Raw genomic sequence first — 16081 nt, forward strand, 5'->3', positions numbered from 1 at the left:
ACACAGCTTGTACGCTAATCTTTGTCAAAAGAAGGATCATTCCTCCTGGATGGCTCAAAGAAATCTTTACTGAAGCTAGTGTCTGTTCCAATTGAACGATTTTTCAAGGGTAATCCCTTTTTAATAATATTTTCTCCGTACTTATTTTGCAAGTGTTCCATCGCTTCATACAGAGGTTCTTTTTCTGCATCCTCTTGAAAGGAGAAAATATCCAGTTGCTTGAAGGCCGACTCTTTTTCGATGACATCATAGGCAGTGACACCAAGAAGCCTGATTCCTTCCCCATTCCAATTTTTCATGAATAGATCGATAGCTCCATCCAAAATATCCTTTTTTTCAAAAACTGGATTAGGAACCGTTCTGCTTCTCGTTATAGTGCGGCGGTCTTTGTAACGGATCGTCACACCTATTTTTTGACCAAGCAGGCGTTTATTTCTCAAACGGACGGCTACCTTACCCGAAAGCTTTTCCAATACACCAATCAGTTCTTTTTGATTGGCAGAGTCATGCGGAAGAGTTGTCGAGTTCCCAATGCTCTTATGCTCAAAAATCGCTTCAGGATCCACTACCCTTGGGTCGATTCCATTAGCCCTATCCTTCAAACGGATGCCATTGATCCCAAGTAGCTGTTTAAGTTGACTATCATTGGCGTGTGCAAGGTCCCTGATCGTCTTTATCCCGATAGTTTGAAGCTTTTCCGAGGTCTTATCCCCGATGCCGTGCATTTCGCCAACTTGTAAAGGCCAGAGCTTTTCCGGAATGTCCCGTTTCCTTAACACGGTGATTCCCATTGGCTTCTTCATATCAGAAGCAGTTTTGGCCAAAAATTTATTAGGGGCAATCCCGATGCTGCAAGGGAGATCCATCGTATTAAAAATTCTTTCCTGAATGCTATTGGCTATATCTAAAGGCGAACCCAATTCGGCGCATTCACTAATATCCAGATACCCCTCATCTATCGAAACCGGTTCAACCATCTCTGTATATTGCCTCAATACATCGAAAATAGCCAGTGATGCCTTTCGATAGCGCTCGAAATTCGGTTTCTGAATGACTAATTGAGGACATAGTTTTTTTGCCTGCCAAATCGGCATGGTCGTTTTAACCCCGAACTTCCTCGCCTCATAGCTGCAGGTGACGATTATCCCCCTTCTCTCTTCAACATTGCCCGCAATGGCCAGCGGTTTGCCTTTCAATGAAACATCATATGACATTTCCACTGAGGCATAAAAACTATTCATGTCTACATGGAGAATGACCCTGCCATTTTTGGGATACATGTCCTTCATGTTTGACCGTCACATCCTTGTAAAAATAAAAAACACCGGATAATAGGGGCAATAAAAAACCATTTCTATTAAGGTACCCCTATTTATCTTTGGTAACCTCGGTGAAAGATGCTCCACTCCAAGAAAAACAGCCATCATGTCATTGATGACTGTATTCCTTCAATACTTTGAACGCCTTCCAAATATATACGAGTTCTTGCTGATCAATGTCGTAATCAAACGGCAACACCGATTGCTTAATAAGGCACCGTTCAAAGGGTATAACTCAAGGATTTCACGGGTTCAATCGACAAGGCATCTTCCTTATCCTTCGCAAGAAATGCGACCACCTTTATCGATACTCAGAAAACTCCTACATTACCCCGTCATATTACAGGTGGTTATTCCCCTGATACTTCTTTGATGATAGCGACGACCATTTCAGCTAGCTTCGTTAATTCCTCAACTGGAATTCTTTCATTCGTAGTATGGATATCTTCATAGCCCACTGCTAGATTGACAGTAGGGATGCCAAAGCCTGCAATGACATTCGCATCGCTTCCTCCGCCGCTTTTAACCAGCTCGCATGGACGGCCGATTTTCTCTGCTGCCTTTCTTGCGATTTCGACTACATGATCACCAGCACCATATTTAAAACCAGGATACATGACGTTAACTTCAACTTCAGCACGTCCGCCCATTTCAATGGCTGCAGTCTCGAATGCCTCTTTCATTTTCGCTACCTGTATTTCCATTTTTTCAGGAATCAAGGATCTTGCTTCTGCAAGGATTTCCACATGGTCACAAACAATATTGGTTTGCTGTCCCCCCTGGAAACGTCCGATATTGGCTGTCGTTTCCTCGTCGATTCTGCCTAATGGCATTCTAGAGATTGCTTTGGCAGCAATCGTAATGGCTGAAACGCCTTTCTCAGGCGCGACACCAGCGTGAGCAGTCTTGCCTAAAATGGTTGCAGACACTTTCGCCTGAGTAGGTGCTGCAACAACCACGTTGCCTACTTTTCCATCACTATCAAGTGCAAAACCGAATTTAGCCGTTACAAGGGAGCGATCCAATGCCTTTGCACCAACCAAGCCAGATTCTTCACCGACTGTTATGATGAATTCGATTGTTCCATGTTCGATATTCTGTTCTTTCAACACTTTAAGCGTTTCTAACATGACCGCTAATCCAGCTTTGTCATCCGCCCCTAAAATGGTCGTTCCGTCTGACACTATGTATCCATCTTTGATGGAAGGCTTGATTCCGTTCCCTGGAACAACCGTATCCATATGGGAGGTGAAATAAATGGTATCTACGCCTTCTTTCATTCCTTTTAAAGTACATACTAAATTCCCTGCACCATGACCGGTAACTGCTGTTGTATCATCTTCAAAAACTTCTACACCCAGTGCCCCGAATTTTTCTTTCAGCACTTTGGCGATGGCTGCTTCATTTTTTGTTTCGGAATCAATCTGCACCAATTCCATAAATTCATTAACTAAACGTTCTTCATTAATCATAAAATAAAACCTCCAAAAAAGTTTTCCTCTTCAATTATACTTCTAAAAGCCGCGCCCCGGCAAATAATGTGAAAGGAAGAACCCAGCCTGAAAAAGCATGCTGGTCATTTCCCTGCCAGAAGGCCTTGTTAAAAAGGTGAATAATGACTTATTATGGTTTTCTTTAAAATGATATCTTGCCAGTATGGAAAAGAGCCCAAAACAAATAGTTTGGGCTCCTTCCAATGTTGATCACAACGGGATATTTCCGTGTTTTTTCCATGGTCGAGTTTCTTTTTTGTTGCGTAGCATTTCTAATGATTGAATGATCTTAATCCTGGTTTCACGGGGATCAATAACATCATCCACCATTCCAAGACTTGCGGCAACATAAGGATTGGCGAACTTCTCACGGTATTCTTCAATTTTAGCTGCACGTGTCGCCTCCGGATCTTCGCTATTTTGTATTTCACGGGCAAAAATGATATTTGCCGCTCCAGCAGAACCCATTACCGCGATTTCAGCATTCGGCCATGCAAACGTAAGATCCGCACCGATGGATTTACTATTAAGAGCAACGTAAGCTCCTCCGTAAGCTTTACGCAGAATGATCGTCAATTTTGGTACTGTTGCTTCCGAATAAGCATATAGCAGCTTTGCACCGTGGCGAATGATCCCACCATGTTCTTGTTTAACGCCCGGGAAAAACCCTGAAACGTCTTCAAACGTAATCAGCGGAATGTTAAACGAGTCACAGAAACGAATAAAACGGGCAGCCTTATCTGATGAATCTATATCAAGTCCCCCTGCCAACACCTTTGGCTGGTTACAGACAAGCCCCACTGATTTCCCTTTGATCCGCGCCAAGCCGACCACTATGTTTTTCGCAAAGCCCTCTTGAACTTCCATAAAGGAATCCTCATCGACAACCTGCTCCAACACTTTCCGAACATCATATGGACGGATCCCTTCATAAGGGACTACATCCGTTAAGTCCGGCCGGTAGTCATCTCCATCATCCGCTTCCAAAACTGGCGGCTTCTCTTCATTATTTTGTGGAAGATAGCTCAGGAGACGTCTAACGTCCGCCAAAACTTGCTCCTCAGATGCTCCTTTGAAATGAGCATTACCGCTTATGGTATTATGTACAGTCGCTCCGCCCAATCCTTCGGATGAAATCTTTTCACCTGTAACCGTTTCAATGACTTTAGGACCTGTTATGAACATTTGGCTCGTTTTTTCAACCATGAAGACAAAGTCGGTTATGGCTGGGGAATATACGGCTCCGCCAGCACAAGGTCCCATAATAACCGAAATCTGTGGAATGACCCCTGAATAAATGGAATTCCGGTAAAATATTTGGCCATATCCGTCAAGCGAAACTACGCCTTCTTGAATACGCGCCCCGCCAGAATCGTTCAAACCTATGAAAGGGGCTCCATTTTCCGCTGCCAAATCCATAACATTGGCAATTTTCAGAGCATGCATTTCACCGAGTGCACCGCCAAAAACAGTAAAATCCTGTGAAAACAGATAAATGTCGCGGCCGTTGACCTTTCCGTAACCGGTGACAACCCCTTCTCCCGGCCCTTCTTCCTTTTCCATGCCGAAATTGGTATTACGGTGTTTGATGAAAGGATTAAGCTCGATGAAAGTACCTGGATCAACTAGAAGTTCAATTCTTTCCCTTGCAGTAAGTTTGCCCTTTTCATGCTGCTTATCGATTCTTTCTTCACCGCCGCCCATTTCCACTTTGCGGCGTCTGTCATATAGGTCATTGATCGTATCATAAATGTCTGTCATTTCTGCTCCTCCTTTGATAATGCTTGTTCACATAGCTCATATAATACTCCCGCGGTAGACTTCGGATGAACGAAAGCAACATCCGCATTGTGCGCTCCCTTTCTTGATGAATCATCAATCATGCGCAATCCAGCTTCTTTGATTTCTTTTATTCTATCTTCGATGTCATCGACGCCAAGTGCCACATGATGAATCCCTTCACCGCGTTTTTCGATGAATTTGGCGATTGGGCTTGCAGGTGACAACGCTTCCAACAATTCCAAACGGGTATTGCCTGCCAGGATGAAGGCCACTTTCACTCCTTGGCTCTCCACTGTCTCGATTCCTTCAAGTTTCAATTTCAGCGTTTCCGTATAAAGCGGCAAGGCTTCATCAAGTGACTTGACGGCAATACCGATATGATCGATATTTTTAATCATCATAAAAACCCCCATGCTATGTATTATTGGATGACTCCATTAAAATACTACTAATCTTGCATTAAAGCCTTTTAAGATTCGGAATAATATGAACATTATACTTTTACTTGTTTCTACTAAATGTTCAAGTTAAAATAAAATCAATCAAACTGTATTAAGGGAGAGAGCATATGGGAAACAAGAAAATCAGAAAGATCGTCGTGTATTTGATGCTTATCTCAATGTTATTAACGAGCTTATTATCAGGTATCGCATTTCTTTTGTAATAGACACCGTATCGGGGAGGGGAGCAAAAAGCTTCCCTCTCTTTATTTTATCGCTCCGTTTTTCTTTGCCAGCGTTTTGAAATCCTCGTTCGATAGGGTGATCAACACCTTAGTGCCGATGGGGACTTTTTCGTACAAACGCTCCACATCGGATTTAAGCATCCGGACACAGCCATTTGAAATATATTTACCAATCGATGATGGCTGATTCGTACCATGTATGCCGTATATCCTCCCATCGGTATTTCGCGCATCGAATCCAATCCACCGCGACCCCAAAGGGTTCCTGGGATCGCCGCCAGGAATATTCTTTTTCCGGTAATATGGATTGACCGCTTTTACTTTGACCGTGAATATCCCTTCAGGTGTCAGTTCCTGACTCTTTCCCGTACCGACCGGCAGAATTTCCTTGACCTCGTTATCATCTATGAAAGCCAATTTATTGTTGGCTTTATTGATGATGATAAACGGATCGCCAGGTTTGACCGATTGAGGCTGGGCCTGTACCTGTAACGGCCACAAAGATAGCATAAGCAACAAAGAAAGGATCCATTTCATTTGTATCATCCCTTTACTTTTTTGCTTAGTTTAAGCCAAGTGCCTCTTTTTCATTCGGTTGCCGGTCAGCTTGGGTAATCCCTTGAAGGAATGCTTCAACAATAAATAGCGCTCCATTTCCTTCATGAGCTGCAGTAATGCAGCCCTGGATTCGAACTCTTCACGTGTCTGCGGCAGTGCCATTCCCCTAAAATGAATCTCCATTTCCTCAAGCTTCTTCAGATAAAGGATGGCCGTATTTTGTGGGTGGACGTTTTCTGCCAAATCTTCTATAAAATCAGCCACTATCCCGCTTTGCTTGACGACCAAAGGAATATTCGTGACCAGGGGAAGAATTCGTTCAATTATTTCAAATTGCTTTTCACGCATTTTGAAATAATGGTAATACAGGTCTTCTTCCCTTAAAAAATGATTTTCCACGTCCCTGAAGGCAAGGCTCTTGGCTTGATTAAGAAGATTGGCTGTTTCGGTGATTTCCTTACCATCCCATGTGTGATCATTATCCCTCAAATAGCGGACAATTCCCATCAAGATCGCACTGAAGTTCGTTTCGATACTTTCCTGATAGGCCAGCAGTTTGTCATCGACACTGGGCATGTACAGATTCATGACAAGTGCCACTCCAACTCCAACTGCAATTAATATCGTTTCATTGATCAGCAGGGAAAAAGTGATGTCACCCGACCCGTATAGGTGCATGATGATGACGCTGCTCGTCACGATCCCCTCATTAATCTTCAAGGCAACTGTCGTTGGAATGAAAATCAAGAGGATCAAACCTATTATCAGCGGATGAAATGCGATGAACTGAAATAATAGGGATGCATAGGCCATTGCGATCAAACAAGCTAAAAACCGGTGCCAGGAGGCATACACCGACTTCTTTTTTGTAACTTGGATGCATAAGATCGCAATGATTCCCGCGGCAGAGAAATATTCGAGATTAAGCATTTGTGCAATAATAATTGCCAGGGTGGCCCCCAAAGCAGTTTTAATCGTCCTGTATCCGATTTTAAACATTGTTATGTATCACCTGGCTCTTTCTCTATCTATTATAATACTATCAGGAAATCAGATATTTTTACAGTCCTTTGTGCGTTAATTTTCCAATTTTTCTAAATACATGCACACAAAAATACATTATAGGAAAAAAATAAAAAAGGTAACTAAACGTTACCTTTTTTCACAATTATATACTATTTGCTTTAGCTTATAAAACTTTTTCCAAGAAGTCTTTTGCACGCTGGCTTTTCGGATTGGAAAAGAATTCTTCCGGAGCACTTTCCTCAACGAGCAGACCCCCGTCCAGGAATAGTACTCGATCGGCCACTTCTTTGGCGAATCCCATTTCATGCGTTACGATCAGCATGGTCATCCCCGTATGTGCCAGTGACTTCATAACCTCGAGCACTTCTTTTACCATCTCGGGATCAAGCGCTGAAGTCGGCTCATCGAAAAGCATTACTTCCGGGTTCATTGCCAATGCCCGTGCAATCGCGACCCTTTGTTTTTGTCCGCCTGACAGACGATTCGGATAAGTCGATTCTTTATCGGCCAAACCGACTTTAGTCAAGAGCTCACGAGCTTGTTTTACAGCCTCGGCCTTTGATAATTTTTTCACCTTCATAGGTGCATATATCAGATTCTCCAGTACGGTTTTATGTGGAAATAAATGAAAATGTTGAAATACCATTCCGACATTTTCACGCACTTTCATGATATTGGTCTTTTTTTCAGTGATGATTTGATCTTTGAACCTGATTTGACCATCAGTTGGAGTTTCCAGCATATTGATGCAGCGCAAGAAAGTTGATTTTCCCGAACCGGATGGACCGATGATCGCTAACACTTCACCCTGTCCTATCTCGGTGCTGATTCCTTTTAAAACCTCGAGCTTACCATAATTTTTTTTGAGTCCATCAATTTTAATCACTGCGTCTCATTCTCCTTTCAATCACTTTGCCTAAGATGGTGAGAATCATGACCATCACATAATAAATGAGACCGGCAAATAAAATCGGCTCGAAGAATTTATATGTCTCACCGCCGACAATATAAGCACGGCGCATGATATCCCCTAATCCAATAATTGTGACAACGGCTGATTCCTTCGTTAAGGAAATCAATTCGTTTACAAGGGATGGCAGGATATTCTTGATGGCCTGCGGAAGGATAATATTAAGCATCATCCCTGAATAGGGAACCCCAAGTGCAAGTGCAGCCTCTCGTTGGCCTTTATCGACCGCTAAAATGCCTCCCCTGATAATTTCAGAGATATAGGCCGCTGAATTTAGCCCGAATGCTAAAAATGCTGCTTGGAACGCTTCGATTTGAATCCCTAATATTTGTGGTGAACCAAAATAAATCAGCATTAATTGCAGCACCAAAGGGGTACCGCGAAAAATGGATGTATAAAAGTCAGCAATCCAATTCAATGGCTTGATTCTGCTGATTTTAAGTATAGATAATAATATTCCCAAAACAAATCCGATTACTGCCGCTACCGCTACAACCTTTAATGTAGTCGGTATTCCCTCCAGGATATATGGAAGGGAAGGCATAATCCTTTCAAATTCCAGATTCACTCCATTCATCCTCTCTTATGAAGGCCCGTTATCTTAGGGCCTTCCTCCTGCTTCATTTTATTAACAATAAAGCGCGGAAAAACGTTCAGAAGGCATTCTGAACGCTTTTCATCTCTCTGTTTTATTCAGTTTCACTGCCACCGAACCATTTTAATATTAATTTTTCCATTTCACCATTCTCTAACATTTTTTTCAACTCGGCATTGAATTCTTCAGTTAACTTGCTTCCTTTTTGGAAAGCGATTGCCGAACCGGCATCTTGTTCACCGGACTCGATCAAATGCCCCACCAATTCTTTATTATCTTTCAAGTAGCCTTTTGCCACAGTATCTTCCATGATCACGGCGTCAAAACGTCCTGTTGACATTTCTTGAACAACCTCAGGAATACGATTCCTTTTTTCAACTTTCATCCCGATATCTTGGGATTTATTCAAGTCATTTGCCAATGTCTCCTGAATGGATGCAAGCTGTACGCCTACCGTTTTCCCTTTTAAATCTTCAACAGTTTTAATTTTACTGTCCTTTGTCGTGATGATCATGTTTTTAGCTGTATAGTAAATATCACTGAAATCGACTGATTGCTCACGTTTTTCTGTTGGAGTCATTCCAGAGATAACGAAATCGACCGATTTATTTTCCAGAGCAGGCACAAGACTATTAAAGTCAATGTCCTTCACTTGGACCTCATAACCTAATTTTTTTCCGATTGCTTTAGCGATATCAATGTCAAATCCTTGGATTTCATCACTTTTAGATGTTTCAACAAATTCAAATGGCGGGTAATCCGCAGATGTTCCCATTACCAGGACCTTTTTGTCTTCTTTGTCAGCTGTGTTCTTATCTTCTTTCTCTGATGTTCCGCATGCCGCTAAAATACCTACTAATAAAACAGAAGTAAGCAACAATGCTAACTGCTTTTTCAACTTCATTATTATTCCTCCAAAATGATATTTTCAATTCTCTTGTTATTAAATTAGGTTAGTTAAATTTCGAATAACTAATATTCATACACTAATGTGTATTTTAACACACTCTAATAATTATTCAATAACGTAAACAATAGATTCATTTTTCAGAATATTATTATAATTTCACATCTAGGCTTGGCGCTTTCTCACCAAAGGTAATATATCTGCTTCCATATCTATCTTCTTTCCCAAAAGTTCCTGACTTATGCAATTTCATGAATGAAAAGCCGCTGATTGGGCGGGTTAAGACTGTAGACAAATTCGAACAAAAGCCAGTTTTCATATAGTTTTTTTCTAAAAAAGGATTTCTGTTGATTCCAGAAATCCGCTCCCTTTCCGCCGACTGTCTGCCAAGCCTCCTCAGCGCAAGCGCCTGTGGGGTCTCGGCTAGCCAGTTACTCGGCAGGAGTGTCGCAAATTTCTTCAATCCATTAAGGATTACTGTAAAAAAACAATCAAGGATCACCTGTTCTTAAATTTGGTTCGGGATGTCCGCCTACAGTTTTTTTCTTAAAATTACATTCCAGTTGATTTCAGAGATCCTGCTCCCTTTCCGCCGACTGTCTGCCAAAGCCCCATTAAAGCAAGCACCTACAGGGGCTTAAAAGCCAATTATCCGGGAGGAGTGTCGTAATCTCTGCAATCCAATATGGATTAAAGTAATAACCACCTATGATATTCTAGCCTTGTTTTAAGATCATGTTCAGGATGAGACCATTCCGAACCTCTTTTTGTCGACAAACTAAAACCCGCCGATTGGGCGGGTTTTTAGGTTATCGCTATGGTTTACACTTCTTCGCAATATTGATCGAAGTAGTCTTGTAATTTTTCTACTACAGACATCGGGTGGTGTCCTTCAATTTCATGGCGCTCTATCATCGTGATGATTTTTCCATCCTTCAGCAATGCAAATGATGGGGATGACGGCGGATATCCTTCGAAATAATCACGGGCTTTCTCCGTCGCTTCTTTATCTTGCCCAGCAAAAACGGTTACAAGCTGATCTGGGCGTTTATCATTATGGATTGCATGTGCCGCTGCAGGTCTAGCTATTCCCCCGGCGCAGCCACAAACGGAGTTGACCATAACAAGTGTCGTTCCTTTTTGTGCAAATACTTCCTCTACTTCCTCGGGAGTAGTCAATTCTGTATATCCAGCAGTCTTTATCTCATCGCGAGCCTGTTTGACTACGTCGTTCATTAAAAAATTAAAATCCATATTCATGGCATGTGCTCCTTCCAAGTTTTCTCTTCAATTCTATCATAACAATTGCCACTTCGTGATTCAATATATTTACCTGTCAAAACTGCATAAACCATTTCCGAACACGTTTAAAACGAAAGGTAAGCGGGAATCATGTGTGTAACAACAAGACTTACAAAAGGATGGGGCAGGCGTGGGAGACAATCCACGCCTGCCCCATCCCATTTCTTTTTAATTTGACTTAAATGTATCGGTAAAAGATTGAAAGGCCTGCTTAACAGCAGCAGTGACCGTTTTATTCCCTGACATCACTTGATTCTCGAGGATTGGGAGAAGACTTTTGACGGTTTCATTTTTATAAAACATCGTTTTAAGTTGGTGATCCATCAATGAATAAAGCCATTCCTTGGATTGCATTCTTCTCCGTTCTTGAAAAACACCCGATTCCTTGGTCAAATCGGTAAATTCATTCATTACACCCCAAAGCTCAGGAATTCCTTTACCGGTTATGGCTGAACAAGTATATGCCTTTCCTGCCCATCCCTTTGTTGCTGGCTGAAGGAAGTGCAAGATTCTGCTATATTCTGACTTCGTCCTAATTGCCAGCGGAATGTTCTCTCCGTCGGCTTTATTGACCACAATTCCGTCCACAAGTTCCAGAATCCCTTTTTTCATCCCTTGTAACTCATCTCCGGCACCTGTAAGGACAAGGAGCATGAAGAAGTCGACCATACTTCGAACTATAGCTTCACTCTGACCGACACCGACAGTTTCAATCAGTATCACATCAAATCCTGCTGCTTCACAAAGCAACATCGTTTCCCTCGTTTTGCGGTGAACTCCTCCTAGAGTGCCTTCGGATGGAGAGGGTCTTATGAAGGCATGAGGGTTTCTTGCCAGCTCCTCCATCCTTGTCTTATCGCCTAGTATACTTCCGCCATTGATCGAAGAGCTTGGATCGACGGCTAGAACGGCAACCTTATGGCCCCTGTCACATAAGTAGGTTCCGAACGTCTCGATGAAGGTACTTTTCCCGGCACCGGGCACTCCGGAAATCCCGATGCGCATCGAGTTCCCTGTATGAGGAAGGATGCTATGCAATAATTCCTGTGCATGATCCAAATGGTGGGATGCATTGCTTTCAACCAATGTAATCCCTTTACCTAGCTTGGCCCTGTCCCCTTTTATGATTCCCTCTTTAAGTTCATGGACCGGTATGTTTACATTATGTTTTTTGACGAATTTGCTTTTTGAAGGTTTGTTTTGGCTTGCTGCTAATTCCACACCTGGCTTTAAAGAAGTAGCAAAACCTTCCTGATTGTTATGATCGACCCATTCGGGCTTCTTGTCTTCAGTCATTATTGAGCCACTTCCTCATATCCGAGGCGATTGTATATTTCCTGAAGCACTTTCTTTGCTGCCTGCGGAATGACCGTACCAGGTCCAAAAATGGCTGTAGCGCCATTTTCCATTAGGTAATCATAATCCTGCGCAGGGATGACGCCGCCTACGATCACTATGATGTCATCTCGGCCCAAGTTCTTCAGTTCCGTCATAAGCTGCGGCAACAATGTTTTATGGCCGGCAGCAAGCGAACTCATTCCGACTACATGCACATCATTTTCCACGGCCTGGATGGCGGTTTCTTTCGGCGTTTGGAATAATGGACCGATATCGACATCATAGCCCAAATCCGCAAACCCCGTTCCGACTACTTTAGCTCCGCGATCATGACCGTCCTGGCCCATTTTAGCCATTAACAACCGCGGTCTTCTTCCTTCATTTTCAAGGAACTCTTCCGTCATGCGGACGACTTCCTCAATTTCCGCTTCTTTTGAGTATGCCGAGCTGTATACACCGCTGATAGAACGAATTGTTGCTTTGTGACGTCCAGCAACCTCTTCGATTGCATCGGAGATTTCACCTAATGAAGCCCGTACTCTTGCAGCTTGCACAGCCAGTTCAAGAAGGTTACCTTCGCCAGTTCTGGCAGCCATGGATAGCGCTTGAAGAGCTTCATCCACCTTTTCCTGATCACGTTTCGCTTTTAATTCGCTCAAACGCTTAAGCTGACTTTCGCGAACTGCTGTATTATCAATCTCCAGTATTTCAATCGGATCTTCTTTTTTCAAACGATACTTATTTACGCCTACGATCGTTTCATCTTGAGAATCGATTTTAGCCTGACGCTTTGCAGCGGCTTCCTCGATCCTCATTTTTGGAAGGCCGGTTTCAATAGCCTTCGCCATTCCGCCAAGGCCTTCGATTTCTTCTATGTGAGCCCAAGCCCGTTCGATTAATTCATTTGTGAGTGATTCTACATAGTATGAACCAGCCCATGGATCGATTACTTTTGTGATCCCCGTTTCCTCCTGCAGATATAGCTGTGTGTTACGTGCAATGCGTGCCGAGAAATCCGTTGGCAGGGCAATGGCCTCATCCAATGCGTTCGTATGCAGGGATTGTGTATGTCCAAGTGCAGCGGCATGCGCTTCAATAAGGGTCCTTGCGACATTGTTAAACGGATCCTGCTCGGAGAGGCTCCAGCCGGAGGTTTGGGAATGGGTTCTCAATGCCATCGCTTTATTATTTTTCGGCTCGAATTGTTTCATCAGTTTTGACCAAATGAAACGAGCCGCCCGCATTTTCGACACTTCCATGAAATAGTTCATTCCTACAGCCCAGAAGAATGACAAGCGCGGTGCGAATTTATCGATATCAATACCTGCTTTCATTCCGGTACGTGCATACTCAAGCCCATCCGCCAACGTATAGGCAAGTTCGATATCAGCCGGCGCCCCCGCTTCTTGCAGATGATAACCGGAGATGGAAATGGAATTGAACTTGGGCATATATTTGGATGTATACTCAAATATATCAGCTATGATTTTCATGGACATTTCAGGTGGGTAGATATACGTATTCCGAACCATGTATTCCTTTAAGATGTCATTCTGAATCGTTCCTGAAAGCTTATCCTGTGTTACGCCTTGTTCTTCAGCTGTCACGATATAAAATGCAAGGATGGGTAATACTGCGCCGTTCATCGTCATTGACACGGACATTTGATCAAGCGGAATGCCGTCGAATAGGATTTTCATGTCAAGAATGGAATCAATGGCAACTCCCGCCTTCCCCACATCACCGACAACGCGTGGATGATCGGAGTCATAACCGCGGTGTGTAGCTAAATCAAAGGCAACTGAGAGCCCTTTTTGCCCCATCGCCAGGTTACGTCTGTAAAACGCATTGGATTCCTCAGCAGTCGAAAAACCTGCATATTGACGTACCGTCCAAGGACGATTGACATACATCGAAGGATAGGGCCCTCTTGTAAAAGGAGCGATGCCTGGCACACTTTCCATATGCTCCAAGTCACGATTATCTTCCTCAATATAAAGCGGTTTGATTTTTATTTGTTCATTGGTTTCAAACAAAAGATCCTCAATGTTTTTCCCAACGGCTTTTTCGGCTTCCTTTTTCCATGCTTCCACCGTACCTTTAATCTCAGACTTAGCAGGATTTATAGCAGAAAAATTCGGTTTTTTCATTTCAGTTCACCCCCAGCTTCTGCAATAATTCCGATAAAATGGCTATTGCATTCGTTTTGACATGGATAAAATCTTTGACTCCGGCTTCACTTAGTGTAATCTCAAATTCTTCTTGCTGCTTGCCTGCACTATAAATAGTGATTTCAGGGAATTGCTTTTTAATTTCTTTTATGGTGATTGGCGCTAATTCCGAATAGTCACCGTCACTGCCGCAAACACAATAGATAGGGAGCTTGGTCGCAGCTACATAATCGACTGCTTCCTCGACGGTTTGACACCCCTTGCTTCCGGTTGTTTCAATACCACCTGCTGCAGCAAGGCTTGTAACGAAATCTGCACGAGGTTTATAGGATTTAAGATTTTTCAAATTAATTAAACCAATAGTTGGAGCCGTACCACTTATTTCTTTATACTTTTCACTGCGTAGTCTTAACTGTTCGAATTGAATGGATACCCGATCCAAGTCAAGTGGGGCAATGCCAACCGGCTTCTCAACTTTCATATAAGACACATGGATATCCTGTGTCGTGGTTTTAATCTTATCAGCCGGATTCGGATATACATTAGTTCCGATGATACTTTCTTTTCTGAAAGCCGCATTTTGAACTTTTTCTTGGTAAACTTCAGCTATTTCCTTCTGAAGGGTGCCTTGTTTAATTAGCTCAAGAATCCCTCCAGCTGCATCGATTTCAAGGAATTTCGCCCAAGCCTTTTCAGCCAATTCATCCGTTAGTTGCTCAACATACCATGAACCGCCAGCAGGATCGACCACTGTTGTGATATTTGTTTCTTCTTTTAAAATCAAGTGAGTATTACGGGCAATTCTTTCTGAGAAATCATCGGTTTCACCAGTTGCGTGTGTGAATGGATGAATTTGAAGATATTGAATGCCTCCAATAGCGGCAGCGAAAGCTTGGTTTGTTGTCCGAAGAATATTGACGTGCTGATCATATAGCGTTTCTGTCAACTCGGAAGTAACGGCATGTATCGCCATTCTAAAATGGTCCGATGCTGTATCGAAAGCTTCTGCAAGACCTGCCCAAAGTCTTCTTGCAGCCCGTAGCTTAGCGATGGACATGAAGTAATTTGAATCCACAGCAAAAGAGAATACTATTTTTTCGGAAACCGAAGCAATAGAAAGCCCTTGCTTTTGCCCTTCCAATAGATATTGGACGGCTGCCGCTAATCCGCAAGCTATTTCTTGTACGGCATTGGCTCCTCCATTATGGTAGACTGCCGTATTAATCAAAACTGTTTTTAAATCCCTTCCTACCTTCTGATAATCTTGGATCGTCTTCAGCCAGTCTGCAAAATAGATATCCGTATCTTCTGGCAGCTGACCGCAAATGAGCCATTCTGCAATGGGATCTTCAGCAATAACGCCTGTCAATTGGGTATTTTGTGCTTCGGCAACCGCTTTGAATTGAGGGAATAATCCTTTTTGTTTCCCCTTAAGGTCAATGAAAACCGGGATTTCCTTTAATGGGATATCCTTAAACAATTTTTCAGCCCTTGCTCCCTCGGCAAGCAATCGTGCAGGGTATGCCACGACATTTTGACCGCGCTTGAATGAAGCCTTCATCTTTTCATTTGCTTCTTCAGCCGTGATACCGCTTACAGGTTGAACGACAAGCCAAGGTTTTTCATGATAGCCCGTTGGGGACGTTCCTCGGGTGAAAGGGAAGAATCCTGGCAATTCAGCTACTTTTTCCGTTGATTCCGCCTTTTCTGTATAGAGCGGATATAAAGTGATGCCCTCATATGTATTCGTTTTTAGCTTTTCTACACTTTTCCCTTTTAAACTTGCTTCTGCAGCTTCTTTCCACTCTTCAAAAGAAGGCTTAGGAAAGGTTATGTTTTTTACATCTTTCAGTTCCATCTGTAATCGCTTTCTTATCTTTTGCCGCCTCATACGCCCTGTCCCTTCATTGGGAGAACGAACGCTCAGTCAGTTTT

General features: G+C 42.9%; 15 protein-coding genes. 1 reads left to right on the plus strand and 14 read right to left on the minus strand.

Annotated elements, in window-relative coordinates; genetic code table 11:
* Window positions 1–14: 14 nt before the first annotated feature.
* The 4 genes from ABOA58_RS17735 to mce form a co-directional block, all read right to left on the minus strand.
* Complete coding sequence (locus ABOA58_RS17735; protein ID WP_350299425.1) at window positions 15–1289, minus strand: DNA polymerase IV; 1275 nt, start codon at window positions 1287–1289, stop codon at window positions 15–17.
* A gap of 380 nt (window positions 1290–1669) precedes the next feature.
* The gene (locus tag ABOA58_RS17740; protein ID WP_101222503.1) at window positions 1670–2791 is read right to left on the minus strand and encodes a tripeptidase T; all 1122 of its coding nucleotides are present in this window, start codon (window positions 2789–2791) and stop codon (window positions 1670–1672) included.
* Between the two features lie 231 nt (window positions 2792–3022).
* Complete coding sequence (locus ABOA58_RS17745; protein ID WP_230176990.1) at window positions 3023–4573, minus strand: acyl-CoA carboxylase subunit beta; 1551 nt, start codon at window positions 4571–4573, stop codon at window positions 3023–3025.
* Window positions 4570–4995, minus strand: a complete 426-nt coding sequence (gene mce / locus ABOA58_RS17750) for a methylmalonyl-CoA epimerase (protein WP_034308227.1) — start codon at window positions 4993–4995, stop codon at window positions 4570–4572. Before mce ends, ABOA58_RS17745 begins: the two co-directional genes overlap by 4 nt.
* Before the next feature lie 167 nt (window positions 4996–5162).
* Between mce and prli42 the strand changes: the two genes are divergently transcribed.
* Entirely contained in the window at window positions 5163–5258 is a 96-nt protein-coding gene (gene prli42 / locus ABOA58_RS17755) for a stressosome-associated protein Prli42 (protein WP_155726463.1), read from the plus strand.
* Between the two features lie 42 nt (window positions 5259–5300).
* On the opposite strand, the gene ABOA58_RS17760 is transcribed toward prli42, so the two are convergent.
* The 10 genes from ABOA58_RS17760 to ABOA58_RS17805 all read right to left on the minus strand — a co-directional run bounded on the left by ABOA58_RS17760 (window position 5301) and on the right by ABOA58_RS17805 (window position 16037).
* The gene (locus tag ABOA58_RS17760) at window positions 5301–5816 is read right to left on the minus strand and encodes a L,D-transpeptidase (protein WP_350299426.1); all 516 of its coding nucleotides are present in this window, start codon (window positions 5814–5816) and stop codon (window positions 5301–5303) included.
* Between the two features lie 30 nt (window positions 5817–5846).
* On the minus strand, window positions 5847–6836 hold the full coding sequence (locus tag ABOA58_RS17765; RefSeq protein ID WP_350299427.1) for an aromatic acid exporter family protein: 990 nt from the start codon (window positions 6834–6836) through the stop codon (window positions 5847–5849).
* A gap of 190 nt (window positions 6837–7026) precedes the next feature.
* Window positions 7027–7749 carry an amino acid ABC transporter ATP-binding protein gene (locus ABOA58_RS17770; RefSeq protein ID WP_350299428.1) on the minus strand — a complete coding sequence of 241 codons (723 nt, stop codon included), beginning with the start codon at window positions 7747–7749 and terminating at the stop codon, window positions 7027–7029.
* Entirely contained in the window at window positions 7742–8401 is a 660-nt protein-coding gene (locus ABOA58_RS17775) for an amino acid ABC transporter permease (protein ID WP_034311315.1), read from the minus strand. Before ABOA58_RS17775 ends, ABOA58_RS17770 begins: the two co-directional genes overlap by 8 nt.
* 121 nt (window positions 8402–8522) lie before the next feature.
* Complete coding sequence (locus tag ABOA58_RS17780) at window positions 8523–9326, minus strand: transporter substrate-binding domain-containing protein (protein WP_413020380.1); 804 nt, start codon at window positions 9324–9326, stop codon at window positions 8523–8525.
* A gap of 160 nt (window positions 9327–9486) precedes the next feature.
* Complete coding sequence (locus tag ABOA58_RS17785; protein ID WP_350299430.1) at window positions 9487–9798, minus strand: hypothetical protein; 312 nt, start codon at window positions 9796–9798, stop codon at window positions 9487–9489.
* Window positions 9799–10157: 359 nt separating this feature from the next.
* Window positions 10158–10595 carry a BrxA/BrxB family bacilliredoxin gene (locus ABOA58_RS17790; protein ID WP_034308239.1) on the minus strand — a complete coding sequence of 146 codons (438 nt, stop codon included), beginning with the start codon at window positions 10593–10595 and terminating at the stop codon, window positions 10158–10160.
* A gap of 210 nt (window positions 10596–10805) precedes the next feature.
* A complete protein-coding gene (gene meaB / locus ABOA58_RS17795; protein ID WP_350299431.1) occupies window positions 10806–11933 on the minus strand; it encodes a methylmalonyl Co-A mutase-associated GTPase MeaB in 1128 nt (375 codons plus the stop codon).
* Window positions 11933–14125, minus strand: coding sequence for a methylmalonyl-CoA mutase (gene scpA / locus ABOA58_RS17800; RefSeq protein WP_350299432.1), 2193 nt, complete (start codon window positions 14123–14125; stop codon window positions 11933–11935). Before scpA ends, meaB begins: the two co-directional genes overlap by 1 nt.
* A 1-nt stretch (window position 14126) precedes the next feature.
* Window positions 14127–16037 carry a methylmalonyl-CoA mutase family protein gene (locus ABOA58_RS17805; protein WP_350299433.1) on the minus strand — a complete coding sequence of 637 codons (1911 nt, stop codon included), beginning with the start codon at window positions 16035–16037 and terminating at the stop codon, window positions 14127–14129.
* Between the last annotated feature and the right edge of the window lie 44 nt (window positions 16038–16081).

The sequence above is a fragment of the Peribacillus frigoritolerans genome (assembly GCF_040250305.1).
GTDB lineage: Bacteria > Bacillota > Bacilli > Bacillales > DSM-1321 > Peribacillus.

Excerpts from the sequence above, each read along its gene's own strand:
- ABOA58_RS17735 (WP_350299425.1), bottom strand. The coding sequence starts at position 1,289 with ATGAAGGACATGTATCCCAAAAATGGCAGGGTCATTCTCCATGTAGAC.
- ABOA58_RS17740 (WP_101222503.1), bottom strand. The coding sequence starts at position 2,791 with ATGATTAATGAAGAACGTTTAGTTAATGAATTTATGGAATTGGTGCAG.
- ABOA58_RS17745 (WP_230176990.1), bottom strand. The coding sequence starts at position 4,573 with ATGACAGACATTTATGATACGATCAATGACCTATATGACAGACGCCGC.
- mce (WP_034308227.1), bottom strand. The coding sequence starts at position 4,995 with ATGATGATTAAAAATATCGATCATATCGGTATTGCCGTCAAGTCACTT.
- prli42 (WP_155726463.1), top strand. The coding sequence starts at position 5,163 with ATGGGAAACAAGAAAATCAGAAAGATCGTCGTGTATTTGATGCTTATC.
- ABOA58_RS17760 (WP_350299426.1), bottom strand. The coding sequence starts at position 5,816 with ATGAAATGGATCCTTTCTTTGTTGCTTATGCTATCTTTGTGGCCGTTA.
- ABOA58_RS17765 (WP_350299427.1), bottom strand. The coding sequence starts at position 6,836 with ATGTTTAAAATCGGATACAGGACGATTAAAACTGCTTTGGGGGCCACC.
- ABOA58_RS17790 (WP_034308239.1), bottom strand. The coding sequence starts at position 10,595 with ATGAATATGGATTTTAATTTTTTAATGAACGACGTAGTCAAACAGGCT.
- meaB (WP_350299431.1), bottom strand. The coding sequence starts at position 11,933 with ATGACTGAAGACAAGAAGCCCGAATGGGTCGATCATAACAATCAGGAA.
- scpA (WP_350299432.1), bottom strand. The coding sequence starts at position 14,125 with ATGAAAAAACCGAATTTTTCTGCTATAAATCCTGCTAAGTCTGAGATT.
- ABOA58_RS17805 (WP_350299433.1), bottom strand. The coding sequence starts at position 16,037 with ATGAGGCGGCAAAAGATAAGAAAGCGATTACAGATGGAACTGAAAGAT.